This window comes from Tessaracoccus lapidicaptus (assembly GCF_001693815.1).
Taxonomy (GTDB): domain Bacteria; phylum Actinomycetota; class Actinomycetes; order Propionibacteriales; family Propionibacteriaceae; genus Arachnia; species Arachnia lapidicapta.
The window spans coordinates 26,118-41,545 of the sequence record NZ_MBQD01000025.1 but is presented as its reverse complement, the minus strand read 5'-3'; the positions used below and the strand labels follow the sequence as shown (position 1 = coordinate 41,545).

Sequence of the window (15,428 nt, the reverse complement as noted above, 5' to 3'; positions counted from 1 at the left end):
GGGAAACAATAGGGTCCGCCCCTACTAAGCTCGATCCGTGAGCCGCTCCCTGGACCCCACCTCCCCGCTCAGCGGACCTCTGTTGTCCGCGATCAGCGGAACCATCGACGGCTTCCTGGCCGCTCAGGCCCCGCTCCTGTCGGAGATCGGCGCCACACCGCTGCTCGACGTGGCCCGCGAGGCCACCGCCGGCGGCAAGCGGCTGCGGCCGGCGTACTGCTACTGGGGCTACGTCGCGGCGGCGGGCCAGCCGGACGACGACGGGCCGCTGCTCGCCGTCGCCTCCTCGCTCGACCTGCTGCACGTCAGCGCCCTGGTCCACGACGACCTCATCGACGCCGCCGACACCCGCCGCGGCCTCCCCGCGGCCCACAAGCGCTTCGAGGAACTGCACGCCGCGCAGCGGGGCCGGTCGTCGGCCGGCGAGTTCGGGACGTCGTCGGCGATCCTGCTGGGCGACCTGCTGCTGATGTGGAGCATCGAGCTGGCCGACGCATCCGGTGCCGGGCTGCTGGACCGGGCCCGCCCGCTGCTCAGCGCCATGCGCGCGGAGGTCACGGCCGGGCAGTACCTCGACGTCGCCGCGCAGTACGGCGTCACGGGCGCGACGACGCCCGCCGAGGAACTCGACGTCGCCCGCTGTGTGCTGGAGTTCAAGTCGGCCCGCTATTCGATCCGCCGCCCCGCGGAGATCGGCGCGGCCCTCGGCGGCGCCGACGACGCCCTCCTGGCCGCGCTCGGCGGGTTCGGCTCGCTGGTCGGCCGGGCCTTCCAGCTCCGCGACGACGTCCTGGGCGTCTACGGCGACCCGGCCGTCACCGGCAAGCCCTACGGCGGCGACATCCGGGAGGGCAAGCGCACCGTCCTCGTGCTGACCGCGCTTGCCGAGGCCTCCCCCGCCGACGCCGCCGAACTCGAGGCACTCCTGCGCGCCGACGAGCTGTCCGACGGCGACGTCGAACGCGCGGCCGGGCTCATCGACGCCTCCGGGGCCCGGGCGCACGTCGAGGGACTCATCGAGGAGCACTACACCCAGGCACTCGCCGTGCTCGCGGCCACCGACATGACGGCGGATGGCCGCACCGCGCTGGGCGAGCTCGCCGCGCGGAGCGTCCGGCGTGCCCACTGACCATCAGCTGGGCGGCCTGACCGCCGCCGAGGTCGAGGAGCGCACCGCCGCCGGCCAGATCAACAGGCTGCCGGCGCGCTCGGGGCGCAGCACCTGGGACATCGTGCGTGCCAACGTGTTCACCCGGGTCAACGGCATCCTGCTGGTCCTGTTCGGCATCGTGGCGGCCACCGGCAACCTCACCCAGGGCGCGTTCGCGCTGCTCATCGTCGCCAACTCGATCATCGGCATCGTGCAGGAGCTGCGCGCCAAGCGGACGCTGGACAACCTGGCGGTCATCGGCGAGGCGCACCCCACCGTCGTCCGCGACGGCGAGCGCAGGCTCGTGGCCCGCGACGACGTCGTCCTCGACGACCTCATCGTCGTGGTGCCGGGCGATCAGGTCGTCGTCGACGGCGCCGTCGTGGCCGCGGACTACCTCGAGGTCGACGAGTCGATGCTGACCGGTGAGGCGGACCCCGTGCCGAAGGAGCCCGGAGACCCGGTGCTGTCCGGCGCGTTCGTCGTGTCCGGGTCGGGTGCCTACCGCGCCGAAAAGGTCGGCGCCGACGCGTACGCCGCGCAGCTCACTGCGCAGGCCGCGAAGTTCACCCTGGTGCACTCCGAGCTCCGACAGGGCATCAACCAGATCCTCAAGTACGTGTCGTTCCTGCTCGTGCCCGTGGGGCTGCTGACGATCGTCGTCCAGTTCAGCCAGCCGGACACCACGTGGCAGGAGTCGGCGCTGCGCATGGTCGGCGCCCTGGTGCCGATGGTGCCCGAGGGCCTCGTCCTGCTCACGTCCATGGCCTTCGCGCTCGGCGTCATCCGGCTGGGCCGCCGGCGGTGCCTGGTGCAGGAGCTGCCCGCGATCGAGGGCCTCGCCCGCGTCAGCGTCGTGTGCGCCGACAAGACGGGCACCCTCACCCAGAACGCCATGACGCTGGCCGAGATCATCCCCCTCGACGGCGACGCCGACGCCGCCCGCGAGGCCCTCGCCCAGCTGGTGACGGCGGACCCCGCGCCGAACGCGTCGATGCAGGCGGTGGCGGCCGCCGTCGGGACCACGGACCGGCCCTGGCTGGTCACGGCCCGCGCCCCGTTCACGTCCGCGAAGAAGTGGTCGGGCGCCACCTTCGGCGACGGCACGTCGTGGGTGCTGGGCGCACCCGACGTGCTGGCCGAGCCCGCCGTCGCGGGACACGCCGACGTCATCGCGGCGTCCGGCCGCCGGGTCCTGCTGCTCGCCCGGTGCGCCGCCAGCGTCGACGACGCCGCCGCCCCGGGACCTGTCTCCCCGGTCGCGCTCGTGGTGCTCGATCAGCTGACCAGGCCCGACGCCGCCGACACCCTGGCCTACTTCCAGGACCAGGGCGTGCGCGTGAAGGTGATCTCCGGCGACAACGCGGCCTCCGTCGGGGCGGTCACCCGCTCGCTGGGCGTCGATATCGGCGACCCCATCGACGCCCGCACCCTGCCCGCCGCCGGCACCGAGGAGCTGGCCGACGTCGTCGACCGCCACGACGTGTTCGGACGCGTCACGCCCGAACAGAAGCGGACGATGGTCGGGGCGCTGCAGGCGCGCGGCAACGCCGTCGCGATGACCGGCGACGGCGTCAACGACGTTCTGGCGCTGAAAGACGCCGACCTGGGCGTCGCGATGGGGTCCGGGGCCCCGGCGACGCGCGCCGTCGCGCAGATCGTGCTGCTCGACGACCGGTTCGCCACGCTGCCGTACGTGGTCGCGGAGGGGCGGCGGGTCATCGGCAACATCGAGCGGGTCGCCAAGCTGTTCCTCACCAAGACCATCTACGCGGTCGGGCTGGCGCTGGTCATCGGCCTCATGGGGCTGCCGAACCCCTTCCTGCCGCTGCAGATGACGGTGGTGGGCTGGTTCACGATCGGCATCCCGGCGTTCCTGCTCAGCCTCGCCCCCAACCGGGAGCGCGCCCGGCCGGGCTTCGTGCGGCGTACGCTCACGGTCGCGGTGCCGGGCGGGCTGACGGTGACCGCCGTCGCGACCGTCACCTACGTCATGACGCGAGGCTTCGGCGACGTCACCGACGCCGCGCAGCACCAGGCGTCCACGGCCACCCTCATCGCGCTGATCATGACCGCGACGTGGGTGCTGGCCACCGTCGCGCGGCCCTACTACTGGTGGCGGATCGGCCTGGTGGCGTTCGCGTACGCCTTCTACTTCCTCATGTTCTGGATCCCCGTGTGGCACGACGCCCTGGCCCTCGACACCACCGACCCGGCGAAGCTCATGGTGGGCATCGTCGCGGGAGCCGTCGGCATGGCGGTGGTCGAGGCGACGTGGTGGATCACCGCCGCGATCCGCGGCGAGCGGCCGCGGGTGTGGGCACCCGGAGCGGGGCACCTCACTCAGGCGCGGAACGCGTCCTCGCCGTAGGCCTCTGCCCCGGGCTCGGTGATCCAGGCGCCCTTGAGGGCATCGGCCAGCAGCCTGGTCGTCGCGAACGGGTCCGCGCTGTCGAACACGGCCGACAACACCGCTGCGCGCCGTGCGCCCGCCGCGATGACGGCCTCGACCGTGTCCGGCGAGATGCCACCGGCGGCGAACCAGACGGGGTGCGCGGGCAGCGCCATCGGCGGATACTGCCGCGCCATCTCCGCGACCCCCGCCCCGACCAGCCCGTCCTCGATGGCCGGGCCGACGAAACCGAAGGTGAACGGGTCGCCGTCGAGTTTGTCCGCGTCCGCGGGCCCGTCGATGGAGCGGCCGAGCAGCGCGAACTCGTGCGTCTTGCGGAACCCGAACGGCCGCCACCCGGGCCGGCGGTAGAAGACGGCGTCCGCCTTGGCGGCCTGGCCGACGTCGGCCGAGTCCGTCGCGACGATCGTCTGCAGCCCGAACAGCCGTTTGCGGGCGACGTCGATGACCTCGACGGCCTCCTCGACGCTGCGGTCCCCGCGCGTGAAGATGAGCAGGTCGGCGCCGTGGGCCGCGAAGTCGGCGGCCTCGGGGCCGGCCGCGTGCGGCGGGATGACGAGGGCGAGCCGTGCCAGGCGCAGGCGGGTCTTGAGTCCGACGAGGGCTGTCATGCGCCCCAATCTAGCCCGCCGTCCCTGGCCGGAGGGCGCCTCCGGACCGACTCGCCGCACCTGCGACGCGGCGTCCGGGCGGGCCGCCGTCTACAATCGGGGTCCAGACGGGCTCACACGGCCTCTTCCCCGACCGTGCTTGGAGTGGCATGAACAGCACTTTCGACCCGTTGGTCGGTCACGTGCTCGACGACCGCTACGAGATCGTGGCGAAGGTGGCGCGCGGCGGCATGGCCACGGTCTATCGCGCGCGCGATCTGCGCCTGTCGCGCGCGGTTGCGGTGAAGGTGATGCGAAGCGACCTCGGCGAGGACGACGAGTTCGCGGCCAAGTTCGACCGGGAGGCCCGCTCCGCCGCAGTCCTCAGCCACCCCGCCGTCGTCAGCGTCTTCGACCAGGGCAGCTCGCAGGGCCAGCCGTACATCGTCATGGAGTTCATCGACGGCGAGACGCTGCGCCGCGTGATCAGCCGCGAGGCCCCGCTGCCCCCCGCCCGGGCGCTGGAGATCTTCGAGCAGGTGGCCGCGGCGCTGGCGGCCGCGCACGAGTCCGGCGTCGTGCACCGCGACATCAAACCCGAGAATGTCATGATCACCGCGCGGGGCCAGATCAAGGTCGCGGACTTCGGCCTGGCCCGCCAGGTCGGGTCGCCGCAGATGACCGCGACCGGCGTCCTGGTGGGCACCGCCAGCTACCTGCCGCCCGAACTCGTCACGCACGCGCGCCCCGACGGCCGCAGTGACGTGTACTCCGCCGGCGTCGTGCTGTTCGAGATGCTGACCGGCCGCAAGCCCCACACGGGCGAGAACAACTACCAGATCGCCTACCGGCACGTGAACGTCGACATCGAGCGCCCGTCGGAGCGGCTCGAAGAGATCGGGCACACGGCCGAGCACCAGATCCCCGACTACGTCGACACCCTGGTCCTCGCGTGCGTGGCGCGCGATCCCCGGGCGCGGATCGCCGACGGCCGCGAGCTGCTGACCGCGGTGCGCCGGGTGCGGCACGAACTGCTGCGCACGGGCGGGTCCGACAACCCGGCGCTGGCCGCCGCGATCCTGCCCGACAGCCCCACCGATGACGACACGCAGCCGGTGCACCACCGCACGGCCGACCGGCCGCGGCCCGCGTCCCCGCACGAGCCGGAGACGGTGATCGTGCGCCGCGGATCCCGGCCCCCGGCGGCGACGCGCCCGGCCCGGTCCCCGGTCTCCCCCATCCCGGCGACGCCCGTGCCATCGCCGGTGCCTCCGCGGTCGCAACCCAGCGCCGGCCCGCGCAGCCAGCGCACGCCCGTCTTCCCGAACCTGCACATCTCGCACGACCCGGTGCACCGACGGCGCCGCTGGGTCATCGGCGTGACGCTGGTGCTGCTGCTGACGGTCCTGTCCGGCGTCGGGACGTGGTGGTGGATGGAGGGCCGGTTCACTTCTGTGCCGGCGATGGCGAGCCTCAACGAGGCGAAGGCCCGCGAGGCGGCGGTGGCCAATGACCTCACCGTCACGACGGTCGATGAGTACTCCGAGACCGTGGCGAGGGGGCTGGTCATCGAGACGGATCCATCGTCGGGCGAGCGCATTCTGCGCGGCTCCGAGGTCACGCTCGTGATGTCGCTGGGACCCGAGCGCTACCCCATGCCCGAAGTGGTGGGCGCGTCGCGGGAGGCGGCGGAGCGGGCGATCGTCGAGGGCCGCATGGCCGTGGGAGAGGTGACGGAGGTGTGGTCGGAGTCGCGGCCGGTGGGCGAGGTTCTCACCGCGTCGCAGGAGCCCGGGACGCAGCTGAAGCCCGGGACGTCGATCGATCTCACCGTGTCCAAGGGACCCGAGCCCATCCGCATCCCCGACCTCACCGGCGACACGGCGGACCAGGCGGTCGCGGATCTCAAGAAGCTCGGCTTCGTCGTCGAGGTGCGCGAGGAGAACTCGGCCACGGTCGAGGCCGGCCGCATCATCAAACAGGACCCGAAGTCCGGCACCGGCAAGCGCGGGGACACCATCACGATCACCAAGTCCCTCGGCCCGGTCATGGTGACCATCCCGTCGGTCCGGCTGAAGAGCACCGACGAGGCCGTGAAGCTGCTGGAGGACCTGGACCTCAAGGTCGAGGTGCGGCGGTCGTCGGACTTCCCCATCCCGCTCAACATCGCCTCGGGGACCGACCCCGGCGAGGGGACGTCGGTCCCCGTCGGGTCGACGGTGGTCCTGCACGTCGCCTGACGCGGCTCCCCCCGGCGCCGTGCGCTACGGTTGCCGCCGTGACCCCCACCCGCGGCGCCTGGCTGCCCGTCGCCGCGCTGCTGGCGGCCGCCGTCGCGTGGGGATCGACGGTGGTGGTGACCAAGAGCGCGTTCGACGCGCTGTCCCCGCTCGGCGTCGTGACGCTGCGGCTCATCCTCACCGGCGCGGCCATCGCGCTCATGTTCCCGCGGCGGTTGCGCATGCCGTGGCGCGACGCCGTCGCGGGCGGCGGGCTGGGGCTGCTGCTGGCGGCGGGGCTCGCGACGCAGACGCTCGGGCTGCGGCTCATCGCGCCGTCGACGACCGGCTTCCTCACCGCCACCTACGTGGTGTTCACCGCGCTGATCACGGCAGTGTTCCTCCGGCACCGGCAGCCGGTCGCGACGTGGGTGGCGGTCGCGGTGACGGTCGCGGGGATCTCGGTGCTCGCCGCCGGGCACGAGGGCGAGTCGTCGAACTTCGCCGGGGGGGCGGCGTTGACGCTGCTGAGCGCGGGCATCTACGCGGTGCACATCGTGCTGCTGGGGCGGCAGGTGACGCGCCGCAACGTCACGCAGCTGACGGTGGCGCAGGCGGCGGCGGGCGCCGTCGTGAGTCTGGTGGCGTGGCCGCTGCTCGGGGAGCCGTTGCCCGCGGACGCGGGCACGTGGGCGCAGCTGCTGTACCTGGGGATCGTGTGCGGCGCGGTGGCGCTGCTGCTGCAGAGCTGGGGACAGAGCCACGTTGCCGCGACGCCGGCCGCGGTGATCATGTGCACGGAGCCGGTGTGGGCGGCGGTGTTCTCGGTCGCGGCGGGGCTGGAGGCGGTCACCGCGACCATGGTGGTCGGCGGAGGGCTCGTGATCGCGGCCCTATTGCTCGCCGTCCTGCCGGGTCGCCGGGCGAACGCGTGACAGAACTCACATCAGTCGTGGCAATCGGCCGGATTGCGGCTGCATGTGCTCCCTGGTGTGAGTTACGTCACGCCCGACGGCCGTGACCGCGGGCCCTGTCACAATCGTCGGCATGGATCTCGGCCTACTGCTCATGCTCATCATCGGAGCGGTCGTCATCGGCGCCGCCGCGTGGGGCATCCACCGGCACCTGTACGTCAAGCAGCTGCGCGAGCGAGGCTGGACGTTCGTCACGTCACCGTCGATCGCGGTGGCGTTCGGGCTGAACGTGCCGCCGTTCGGGCTCGGCTTCAGCCGCTCCGTGGACGACCAGGTGACCGGGCAGGCATCCGACGGCACCCCGTTCTCCGCGTTCCGCTACAAGAGCTCGCAGTGGCGTTCGGGCGGGTACGTCGTCACGATGCCACTGCCCCACAGCCTCATGGAGGGCGAGGTGTCCCACGGCGACGCGCCCCAGCTGCGGCTCGGCGATTTAGTCACGCTCGGGCCGGTGACGGCGTCGGCACCCGACGCCGAGTACGCGGCGATCCTGGCCGAGGCCGCCGCCCCCGCGCTGGCGGGCCCGTACCGGGTGAGCGTCGACGGCGACCGGCTCGTCCTCATCGACGCGCCGAAGCAGGCCGACCAGCTGGCCGCGGCGATCGAGACCCTCGCGGCGGTCCGCGCCCGGCTGCGGGCGTCGCGGGCGATGGAGTTCGCGGCTCCCCCGCCCCCGTCGTCGCTCAGCTTCCACCGGCGCCCCTCCTGGACCTACGTCCCCCGCGACGACTCGTACCTGGAACTCCTCGAGCACACCGGCGGCGGCCGCAACCACAAGGCCGTCGACATCATCCACTCCGAGAACGCCGGCATTCCCTTCGTGCGGCTGCGCCACGAGTGGGAGACCACCCACACCCGCACCGACGCGCAGGGCCGCACGCACACCGAGACCCGCCGGCACAGCGAGGAGCTGTGCGAGTTCCGCACGACGTTCCCGTTCGGCGACATCAGCGTCAACTGGGGCCTGTTCGGGGCGGCGCAGTCGTTCGAGTGGGAGGAGTTCAACCGGCGGTTCAAGGTCCGCTGCCCGAACCCGAGGTTCGCGTCCGACGTCGTGCACCAGCGGCAGATGGAGTGGATGCTGGCGGTGCGAGCGCCGTCGTTCCAGGTCGAGGGGTCGCGGATCCGGGTGGGCGACGGCGGCCAGTGGCTCCCCGACGACATCGATCGCGCGTCCCAGTTCCTGCACGGCTTCTTCGGGCGCGTGCCGGACTTCGTGTGGCAGGAGCTGGGCGCGTGGCCGCGCCCGCTCCCGGAGCTGGCCGGGCGCTGATCAGGCCAGGGAGGCGAGCTCGGCGCCGATGACGGCCCCGGCCTCGCGGCACTGCTCCTCGGTGACGTCGAGGTGGGTGACGGCACGCAGCGACGTCGGGCCGAGCACGCTGATCCGCACGCCGCGCTCGGCGAGCCGCGCCGCGATCGCCGGCGCTCCCGGCGTCGGGATGAGCACGATGTTGGTCTCGACCCCGGCCTCGTCGACGGCGCCCGGGCAGGCCTCGTTGATGGCGGCGGCCAGGGTGCGGGCGGCGCGATGGTCGTCGACGATGCGGCCCATGTTCTCCCGCACCGCGACCAGGCCGGCCGCGGCGAGCACGCCCGCCTGCCGCCACCCGGCACCCAGGCGCTTGCGCTGCTCCCGCGCCCGCGACATCTGCTCGGCGGTGCCCACCAGCACGCTGCCGATAGGGGCGCCAAGACCCTTCGAGAGGCAGTAGCTGACGGTGTCGAACAGGCGGCCGTAGTCGCTGAGCGGGCGGCCGGTCACGGCCACCGCGTTGGCGAGGCGGGCGCCGTCGAGATGCGTCGCGACGCCGAGCTCCCGCGCGCCCTCGCTGAGCGCGGAGAGCTGCGAGTAGTCCTGCACGGTGCCGCCGCCGAAGTTGTGCGTGTCCTCCACCTCGAGGCAGGCGGTCTCGACGAGGTAGGGCCGGCAGTTAACCGCCACGAGGTTGAGGGCGTCGTCGGCGACGAGGCGGCCGCGCTCGGACACCCAGGTGCGCATCGTCACGCCGTGCAGCGCACCGTGGGCGCCCATCTCGGCGCGGGCGATGTGGGCGTAGGCGTCGCAGAGGACCTCGCGGCCGGGTGCGGTGTGCAGCCAGACGCCGAGCAGGTTACTGAGCGAGCCGGTGGCGCAGAACAGCGCCGCCTCCTTGCCGAACAGCCCCGCGACCTCGGCCTCAAGCTCCGCGACCGTGGGATCCTCCCCGTACACGTCGTCGCCGACGGGGGCCTCGGCCATGGCCGCGAGCATCGCGGCGCTGGGGCGGGTGACGGTGTCGGAGCGGAGGTCGATCATGTCGCGGGGTCCGGTCACAGTTCCTTGGCCCTGAACTCCTGGACGGGGTTCACACGGCCCAGCCGCCCCGAGCGCAGGCGCTTGGCGACGGTGAACGCCAGCTCCAGCGACTGGTTGCGGTTGAGGCGCGGGTCGCACACCGTCTCGTAGCGGTTGGCCAGGTCGTCCTCGCCGAGGTTGAAGATGCCGCCGACGCACTCGGTGACGTCGTCGCCGGTCAGCTCGACGTGCAAGCCGCCGGGCCAGGTGCCGAGCTGCTCGTGGACGTCGAAGAAGCCGTTGACCTCGTCGACGACGTCGGTGAAGGAGCGCGTCTTGTAGCCGTTGGCGGCCTCGAACGTGTTGCCGTGCATCGGGTCGCACACCCAGGCAACCTTCCGGCCGGTGGCCTCGATGCCGGAGATGACGCCCGGCAGGACGTCGCGGACCTTCTTGGCGCCCATGCGGGTGATGAAGGTGATGCGGCCCGGAACGCGGTCGGGGTCGAGGCGGTCGGCGAGCTCGATGGCCTGCTCCGGGGTGGTGGTGGGGCCGAGCTTGATGCCGAGCGGGTTCTGCACGCGACGCAGCAGTTCGACGTGCGCGCCGTCGAGCTGGCGGGTGCGCTCCCCGATCCACAGCATGTGCCCGGAGCAGGTGTAGAGCTCCTGCGAGCGGGAGTCGACGCGGGTGAGCGCGCGCTCGTACTCGAGCAGCAGCGCCTCGTGGGAGGCGTAGAAGTCGACGGTGGACAGCGAGTCGTCGTGGACGCCGCACGCGACCATGAAGGCGAGCGCGCGGTCGATCTCGGAGGCCAGCTCCTCGTATTCGGCCTCGACGGAGGAGTCGCGGACGAACTGGGCGTTCCAGGTGTGGACGCCGCGCAGGTCGGCGAAGCCGCCCTTGACGAAGGCGCGCACGAGGTTGAGCGTGGCGGCCGACGCGTTGTAGACGCGCAGCAGGCGCTGGGGGTCGTGGGCGCGGTCCTCGGGGGTGAAGCCGAAGCCGTTGATGGCGTCGCCGCGGTAGGCGGGGAGGGTGACGTCGCCGCGGGTCTCGGTGTCCTTGGAGCGCGGCTTGGCGTACTGGCCGGCGATGCGGCCGACCTTCACCACGGGCACCTGCGCCGCGTAGGTCATGACGACGGCCATGGAGAGCTGGACGAGCAGCTTGGACTTGATGTTGGTGGCGGTGACGGCGTCGAACGTCTCCGCGCAGTCGCCGCCCTGCAGCAGGAAGGCGCGGCCTTCGGCGACCTCGGCGAGCTTCAGGCGCAGGTCGTCGCATTCGCCGGCGAAGACGAGCGGGGGCAGCGCTTCGAGCGCGTCGATCGTCCGATCCAGGGCGGCCTGATCCGGGTAGGTCGGCTGCTGGATCATCGGCAGCGCGCGCAGTTCTTCCCGGGAGATGATGCTCGACATGGTGCGTAGGTTACTGCACCGTCGGAACGGGCCCCGCCCCCCGGACCCCCCGTGGACCCCTCGCTCCCCCGCGCGCCGAGGTCGCGCCGTCCCGCCCGCTGAGGTCGCGCTTGTCCGTTCGCTGAGGTCGCCCCATTCTCGCTCGCTGAGGTCGCGCCTTTGTCGCTCGCTGAGGTCGCGCCAGTCCGTTCGCTGAGGTCGCGCCCGACGGCGAAGCCGTCCGGGCGAGTCTCGAAGCCGACGCCGCAGGCGTCGATCCCCCAACCCCAGCACGAATAACAGCCCCACTCGGACCCCAGCCCGACATAGGACGTTGAGCGCGCACTTCGACGGCGTGTCGTGCAGGCGGCGCGGCGCGCGATTGGGCCGAAGTTGCGCCATCCGTTCGCTGAGGTCGCGCCCGGTGCGCAGCACCCGGGCGAGTCTCGAAGCCGACGCCATCCCCGCTCGCTGAGGTCGCGCCCGGTGCGCAGCACCCGGGCGAGTCTCGAAGCCGACGCCGCAGGCGTCGATCCCCCAACCCCTCAAACCCTACTCCGACGGGTCGTGCAGCCCCTGGTCGATCGCGTACAGCGTCAACTCAACGCGGTTATGCAGCTGAAGCTTCCTCAGCACGTTGTGCACATGGTTCTGCACCGTGCGGTGCGACACGAACAGCTCGTCCGCGATCTCCCGGTACGCCATGCCCTTCGCGACGCGCCGCAGCACCTCGATCTCCCGCGACGTCAAGACCGGCCCCTCCTGGTTCAGCGACCGCGCCGTGCTCACCATCCGCCGGAACTCTCCGAGCACCAGCCCCGCGAGCCCGGGCGTGAACACGGCGTCGCCGGCGGCGGTGCGGCGGACGCCGTCGATCAGTTCGGCCTTCGACGCCGACTTCACCAGGTAGCCCTTGGCGCCGGCCTTCATGGCGCGCAGGACGTCGTCGCGCTCCCCCGACGCCGACATCACCAGCACCTGCAGGTCCGGCAGCTCGCCGAGGAGGTGTTCGATGCAGGTGGCGCCGTCGGGTTCGGGGATCTGCAGGTCCATGACCACGACCTCCGGCCGGGTCGCCCGCGCCCGCGCGAGGCACTCGGTGCCGTTCTTGGCCACCGCGACGATGTCGAAGCCCTCCTCGGACAGGTCCTCGCTCAGGGCCTCGATCCACATGGGATGGTCGTCGACGAGCATCACGCGGCGCCGCATGGGTGCCTGGGTGTTCATCATCTGGCGCGGTCTCCTGCCTCGACGTCGATCGGGATCCTCAGTTCCCATTCGGCACCGGCACCGGGCGACGACTTCAGCAGCGCGCTCCCGCCGAGGGCGGTGATGCGGCCGACGATGGAGCCCTTGATGCCCATGCGACCGGCCTCGGCCGCCTGGGTCACCTGCTCGGCACTCATGCCGACCCCATTGTCGCGGACCCAGAGGATCACCTCGCGGTCCGTTTCCTGGTCCAGCAGGATCCAGGCCTGCGCGTCGGGGCCGGCGTGGCTGCGGACGTTGGTGAGGATCTCGCTCAGCGCCGATTCCACCTCGTCGACGACAGCGCGCGGCGCCATGACGAGGCTGGCCATGGTGGAGACGGTGACGCGGGCGGACTGGTACTTGTCGAGGGCGGCGGCGAGGTCGACGAGGTTGTCGTGGTCGGCGTCCACGACTTCGCGGTCCTGCAGCAGCGCCCGCAGCTGTGCCTCGGACTCGCGGGCGAGCGCCGCGAGCCGCGCGCCCCGCTCCCCCATCTCGGGACCCTCGCGCTCGACCAGGGCGAGGACCTGGAGGGCGCCGTCGTGCACGATCCGCGACAGTCTTTCGCGCTCGGCCAGGGCCGCGGTCCGGACGCGTTCGCGTTCATGTTCCATGATCGTGGCGCGGAACTGCTGGATGAGGACGCCGAGGCAGGCGATGAGGACGACGGTGACGAACGAGGCGCCGAGGCGTTGCAGCTCGAAGTGCTCGGGCACGCCGAGGAGCGCTGCCGAGGTGGCGAGTGCGAACACGACCCCCCACGGCGTCGAGAGGAAGATCGCGGCGTAGGCGGCGCAGCCCGCGGCCCAGTACCCGGCCATCGACAGCGGCGACCCGCCCGGTGGCACGACCAGCACCGAGTACAAGATGATGGTGACGGTCATGCCGAGGTCGGCGAGGTGCGCGCGGACGGTCCGGTTGGCCGGGTCCATCATCCACCAGGAGATGAACACGTGCCAGACGGTGAGCGCGACCGACGCCGCCGTGACGCCGATCGGGCCGTACGAGTAGGGGATGACGTAGAAGAGGTTGACGAAGACGGCGTGGAAGCCGAGCAGCGAGCGCGCGACGACGGCGACGGCGTACACGCGCCCCAGGAGGTCGTAGCGGTCGCGGAAGCCGACGACGGCCTGGCCGCCCGGCCACGCCGCGGACCGGGCGCGGCGGGGGCGCGTGGTGGTGAGGGCCTGCTCAGGCACCCGCGTCCCTGGGTTCGAGCTGCGGCTTGTCGCCGCCCCCTGGGCGCGGCAGGACGAACGCGTCGGAGCCGCCGTCCTTGAGGTCGCCGGACTTGACGCGGGTGGCGTAGACGTCGACGTATTCCTGCCCGGTGAGCGCCTGGATGGAGGCGAGTACCTCGTCGGTCACCCAGCGCAGCACCTTGGTGTTGCCGGGGACGTGGGCGAACTCGGGGAACCGCAGGGGCTTGCCGATGCGCACGACGGGGCGCTTGGCCCACGGGATCCCGAACGGGCCCTTGTACGACTTCGTCCCCACGACGCCGACGGGGATGATGGGGACGTCGTTCTGCAGCGCGATCCGGGCCATGCCGGTCTTGCCCTTGTAGAGGCGTCCGTCCGGGGATCGCGTGCCCTCGGGGTAGATGGCGACGACGTGGCCGGCGGCGAGCTGGTCGGAGATCGCGCCGAGGGCGTCGGCGCTGGCGCGGCCGCCGCTGCGGTCCATGGGCACCATGCCGACGACCTTGAGGAACCAGGCGATGATCTTGGCACCCACGCCGCCCTGGCCGGTGAAGAGCTCGGCCTTGGCGGGGAACGTGAGGGGTCGCGGCATCATGGCGGGCACGACGAGCGAGTCGAGCGCGCCGATGTGGTTGCTGACCAGGATGGCGCCGCCGGTACGGGGGAAGTTCTCAGCCCCGATGACCTTGGCGCGGTAGCCGAACCGCACCAGGGGATGGAAGATGAGGGCCTTGAAGAAGCGGTACCACATGCCCGGCAGTCTAGGGGACCCTCCGGTCCCCGCCCGTCCGGCGCGACACCTCCTCGACCCGCCCCGCGCCTGACGGATCCCCGCCCCTTCCGGCACGACACGCCGTCGAACTTCCCCACCGACCCCCTATATCGCCTCGGCACCCGAGTAACCCTGTCATTCGTGCTGCGTCCCCGACGGCGCCCTCCCCACCCCTTCCGGCACGACACGCCGTCGAACTTCCCCACCGACCCCCTATATCGCCTCGGCACCCGAGTAACCCTGTCATTCGTGCTGCGTCCCCGACGGCGCGACGAGTCCCTCGACGACGACGCCCCCGCGACACCGACCGCGCCGTATCCTCAAGCCATGTTCTCCTCCCACCGTCCCGCGCCCCACGTCTGGCCCGAAGCCCGCCCGCTGCACCTCGGCGACGGCGACGTCGGCGTCGTGCTCGCCCACGGCTTCACCGGGTCCGTCGCCGCGATCCGGCCCTGGGCGGAGGCGCTCGCGACACCCGACGACGGCTGGGCCGGCGCCCGCGTCGTCGCCCCTCGCCTGCCGGGGCACGGGACGTCGTGGCAGGACATGGCGCGCACGCGGTGGTGGGACTGGTACGCCGCCGTCGAGGACGCCTACCTCCACCTGGCAGCGGAGCGGCGGCAGGTGTTCGTCGGCGGGCTGTCGATGGGTGGGGCGCTGGCCCTGCGCCTGGCCGCGCGGCACAAGGTCGCGGGTGTCATGCTGGTGAACCCGGCGATCGCGTCGCGGGATCTCCGAATCGCCGTCGCGTCCCGGGTGCGGTGGCTGGTGCCGCCGCAGAAGGGCATCGCGTCGGACATCGCAAAACCCCACGTCGTCGAGCCCGCCTATCCGAAGTTCTCCGTGCGCAGCCTGGGCTCGATGACGGACCTGTGGCGTGAGGCGCGGGCCGGGCTACGTGGCGTCGAGGCGCCGGTGCTGCTGATGCGCTCGCCGCAGGACCACGTCGTCGACGACCTGAGCGCCGAGCTGATCCGCCGCGACGTGCGCGACGTGCGGGTGGCGCCGCTGGAACGGAGCTACCACGTCGCGACGCTGGACCACGACGCGGACCTGATCGTGGCGGAGTCGCGGCGGTTCATCGCGTCGCTGAGCTAGCCCTCGCGCCACCGACGGCACCAATCGCAGACACACTCGACCCCCGAGCCCGTAGAGGGCATCGGGGGTCGCGTTGTACTG

12 protein-coding genes are annotated in these 15,428 nt (G+C 72.2%); 6 read left to right on the top strand and 6 right to left on the bottom strand.

Translation table 11 applies throughout. The features are described from left to right. Positions 1–37: 37 nt before the first annotated feature. Positions 38–1,129 (top strand): polyprenyl synthetase family protein, encoded by a 1,092-nt coding sequence (locus BCR15_RS11975; protein ID WP_228383386.1) that lies wholly within the window; start codon positions 38–40, stop codon positions 1,127–1,129. Then, positions 1,119–3,521 (top strand): HAD-IC family P-type ATPase, encoded by a 2,403-nt coding sequence (locus tag BCR15_RS11970; protein WP_068752581.1) that lies wholly within the window; start codon positions 1,119–1,121, stop codon positions 3,519–3,521. Before BCR15_RS11975 ends, BCR15_RS11970 begins: the two co-directional genes overlap by 11 nt. On the opposite strand, the gene BCR15_RS11965 is transcribed toward BCR15_RS11970, so the two are convergent. Then, positions 3,494–4,174 (bottom strand): thiamine phosphate synthase, encoded by a 681-nt coding sequence (locus tag BCR15_RS11965; protein ID WP_068752449.1) that lies wholly within the window; start codon positions 4,172–4,174, stop codon positions 3,494–3,496. The two genes, BCR15_RS11970 and BCR15_RS11965, sit on opposite strands and share 28 nt — an antisense overlap. Positions 4,175–4,323: 149 nt before the next feature. Between BCR15_RS11965 and pknB the strand changes: the two genes are divergently transcribed. The 3 genes from pknB to BCR15_RS11950 all read left to right on the top strand — a co-directional run bounded on the left by pknB (position 4,324) and on the right by BCR15_RS11950 (position 8,619). Beyond that, the gene (pknB, locus tag BCR15_RS11960; RefSeq protein WP_068752448.1) at positions 4,324–6,393 is read left to right on the top strand and encodes a Stk1 family PASTA domain-containing Ser/Thr kinase; all 2,070 of its coding nucleotides are present in this window, start codon (positions 4,324–4,326) and stop codon (positions 6,391–6,393) included. A gap of 38 nt (positions 6,394–6,431) precedes the next feature. Beyond that, complete coding sequence (locus tag BCR15_RS14745) at positions 6,432–7,307, top strand: DMT family transporter (protein WP_068752447.1); 876 nt, start codon at positions 6,432–6,434, stop codon at positions 7,305–7,307. A 112-nt stretch (positions 7,308–7,419) separates the two neighbouring features. Further along, positions 7,420–8,619 (top strand): hypothetical protein, encoded by a 1,200-nt coding sequence (locus BCR15_RS11950; RefSeq protein ID WP_068752446.1) that lies wholly within the window; start codon positions 7,420–7,422, stop codon positions 8,617–8,619. Here BCR15_RS11950 and BCR15_RS11945 read toward each other — a convergent pair whose 3' ends face one another. The 5 genes from BCR15_RS11945 to BCR15_RS11925 form a co-directional block, all read right to left on the bottom strand. Then, entirely contained in the window at positions 8,620–9,663 is a 1,044-nt protein-coding gene (locus tag BCR15_RS11945) for a threonine aldolase family protein (RefSeq protein WP_332061136.1), read from the bottom strand. It lies immediately after the preceding gene. Beyond that, positions 9,660–11,045, bottom strand: coding sequence for a class II 3-deoxy-7-phosphoheptulonate synthase (locus tag BCR15_RS11940; protein ID WP_068752445.1), 1,386 nt, complete (start codon positions 11,043–11,045; stop codon positions 9,660–9,662). Before BCR15_RS11940 ends, BCR15_RS11945 begins: the two co-directional genes overlap by 4 nt. 531 nt (positions 11,046–11,576) lie before the next feature. Next, complete coding sequence (locus tag BCR15_RS11935) at positions 11,577–12,254, bottom strand: response regulator (RefSeq protein WP_141680127.1); 678 nt, start codon at positions 12,252–12,254, stop codon at positions 11,577–11,579. Beyond that, positions 12,251–13,474, bottom strand: coding sequence for a sensor histidine kinase (locus tag BCR15_RS11930; RefSeq protein ID WP_068752444.1), 1,224 nt, complete (start codon positions 13,472–13,474; stop codon positions 12,251–12,253). The genes BCR15_RS11935 and BCR15_RS11930 overlap by 4 nt, the downstream gene beginning before the upstream one ends. Beyond that, positions 13,467–14,228: a lysophospholipid acyltransferase family protein gene (locus tag BCR15_RS11925; protein ID WP_068752443.1), complete on the bottom strand. Its 762-nt coding sequence runs from the start codon at positions 14,226–14,228 to the stop codon at positions 13,467–13,469. The genes BCR15_RS11930 and BCR15_RS11925 overlap by 8 nt, the downstream gene beginning before the upstream one ends. Positions 14,229–14,498: 270 nt before the next feature. Between BCR15_RS11925 and BCR15_RS11920 the strand changes: the two genes are divergently transcribed. Continuing rightward, positions 14,499–15,347 carry an alpha/beta hydrolase gene (locus BCR15_RS11920; RefSeq protein WP_197971758.1) on the top strand — a complete coding sequence of 283 codons (849 nt, stop codon included), beginning with the start codon at positions 14,499–14,501 and terminating at the stop codon, positions 15,345–15,347. Positions 15,348–15,428 lie beyond the last annotated feature (81 nt).

Coding starts and splice junctions, on each gene's coding strand:
- BCR15_RS11925 (WP_068752443.1), bottom strand. CDS start 14,228: ATGTGGTACCGCTTCTTCAAGGCCCTCATCTTCCATCCCCTGGTGCGG.
- BCR15_RS11935 (WP_141680127.1), bottom strand. CDS start 12,254: ATGATGAACACCCAGGCACCCATGCGGCGCCGCGTGATGCTCGTCGAC.
- pknB (WP_068752448.1), top strand. CDS start 4,324: ATGAACAGCACTTTCGACCCGTTGGTCGGTCACGTGCTCGACGACCGC.
- BCR15_RS11950 (WP_068752446.1), top strand. CDS start 7,420: ATGGATCTCGGCCTACTGCTCATGCTCATCATCGGAGCGGTCGTCATC.
- BCR15_RS11965 (WP_068752449.1), bottom strand. CDS start 4,174: ATGACAGCCCTCGTCGGACTCAAGACCCGCCTGCGCCTGGCACGGCTC.
- BCR15_RS11940 (WP_068752445.1), bottom strand. CDS start 11,045: ATGTCGAGCATCATCTCCCGGGAAGAACTGCGCGCGCTGCCGATGATC.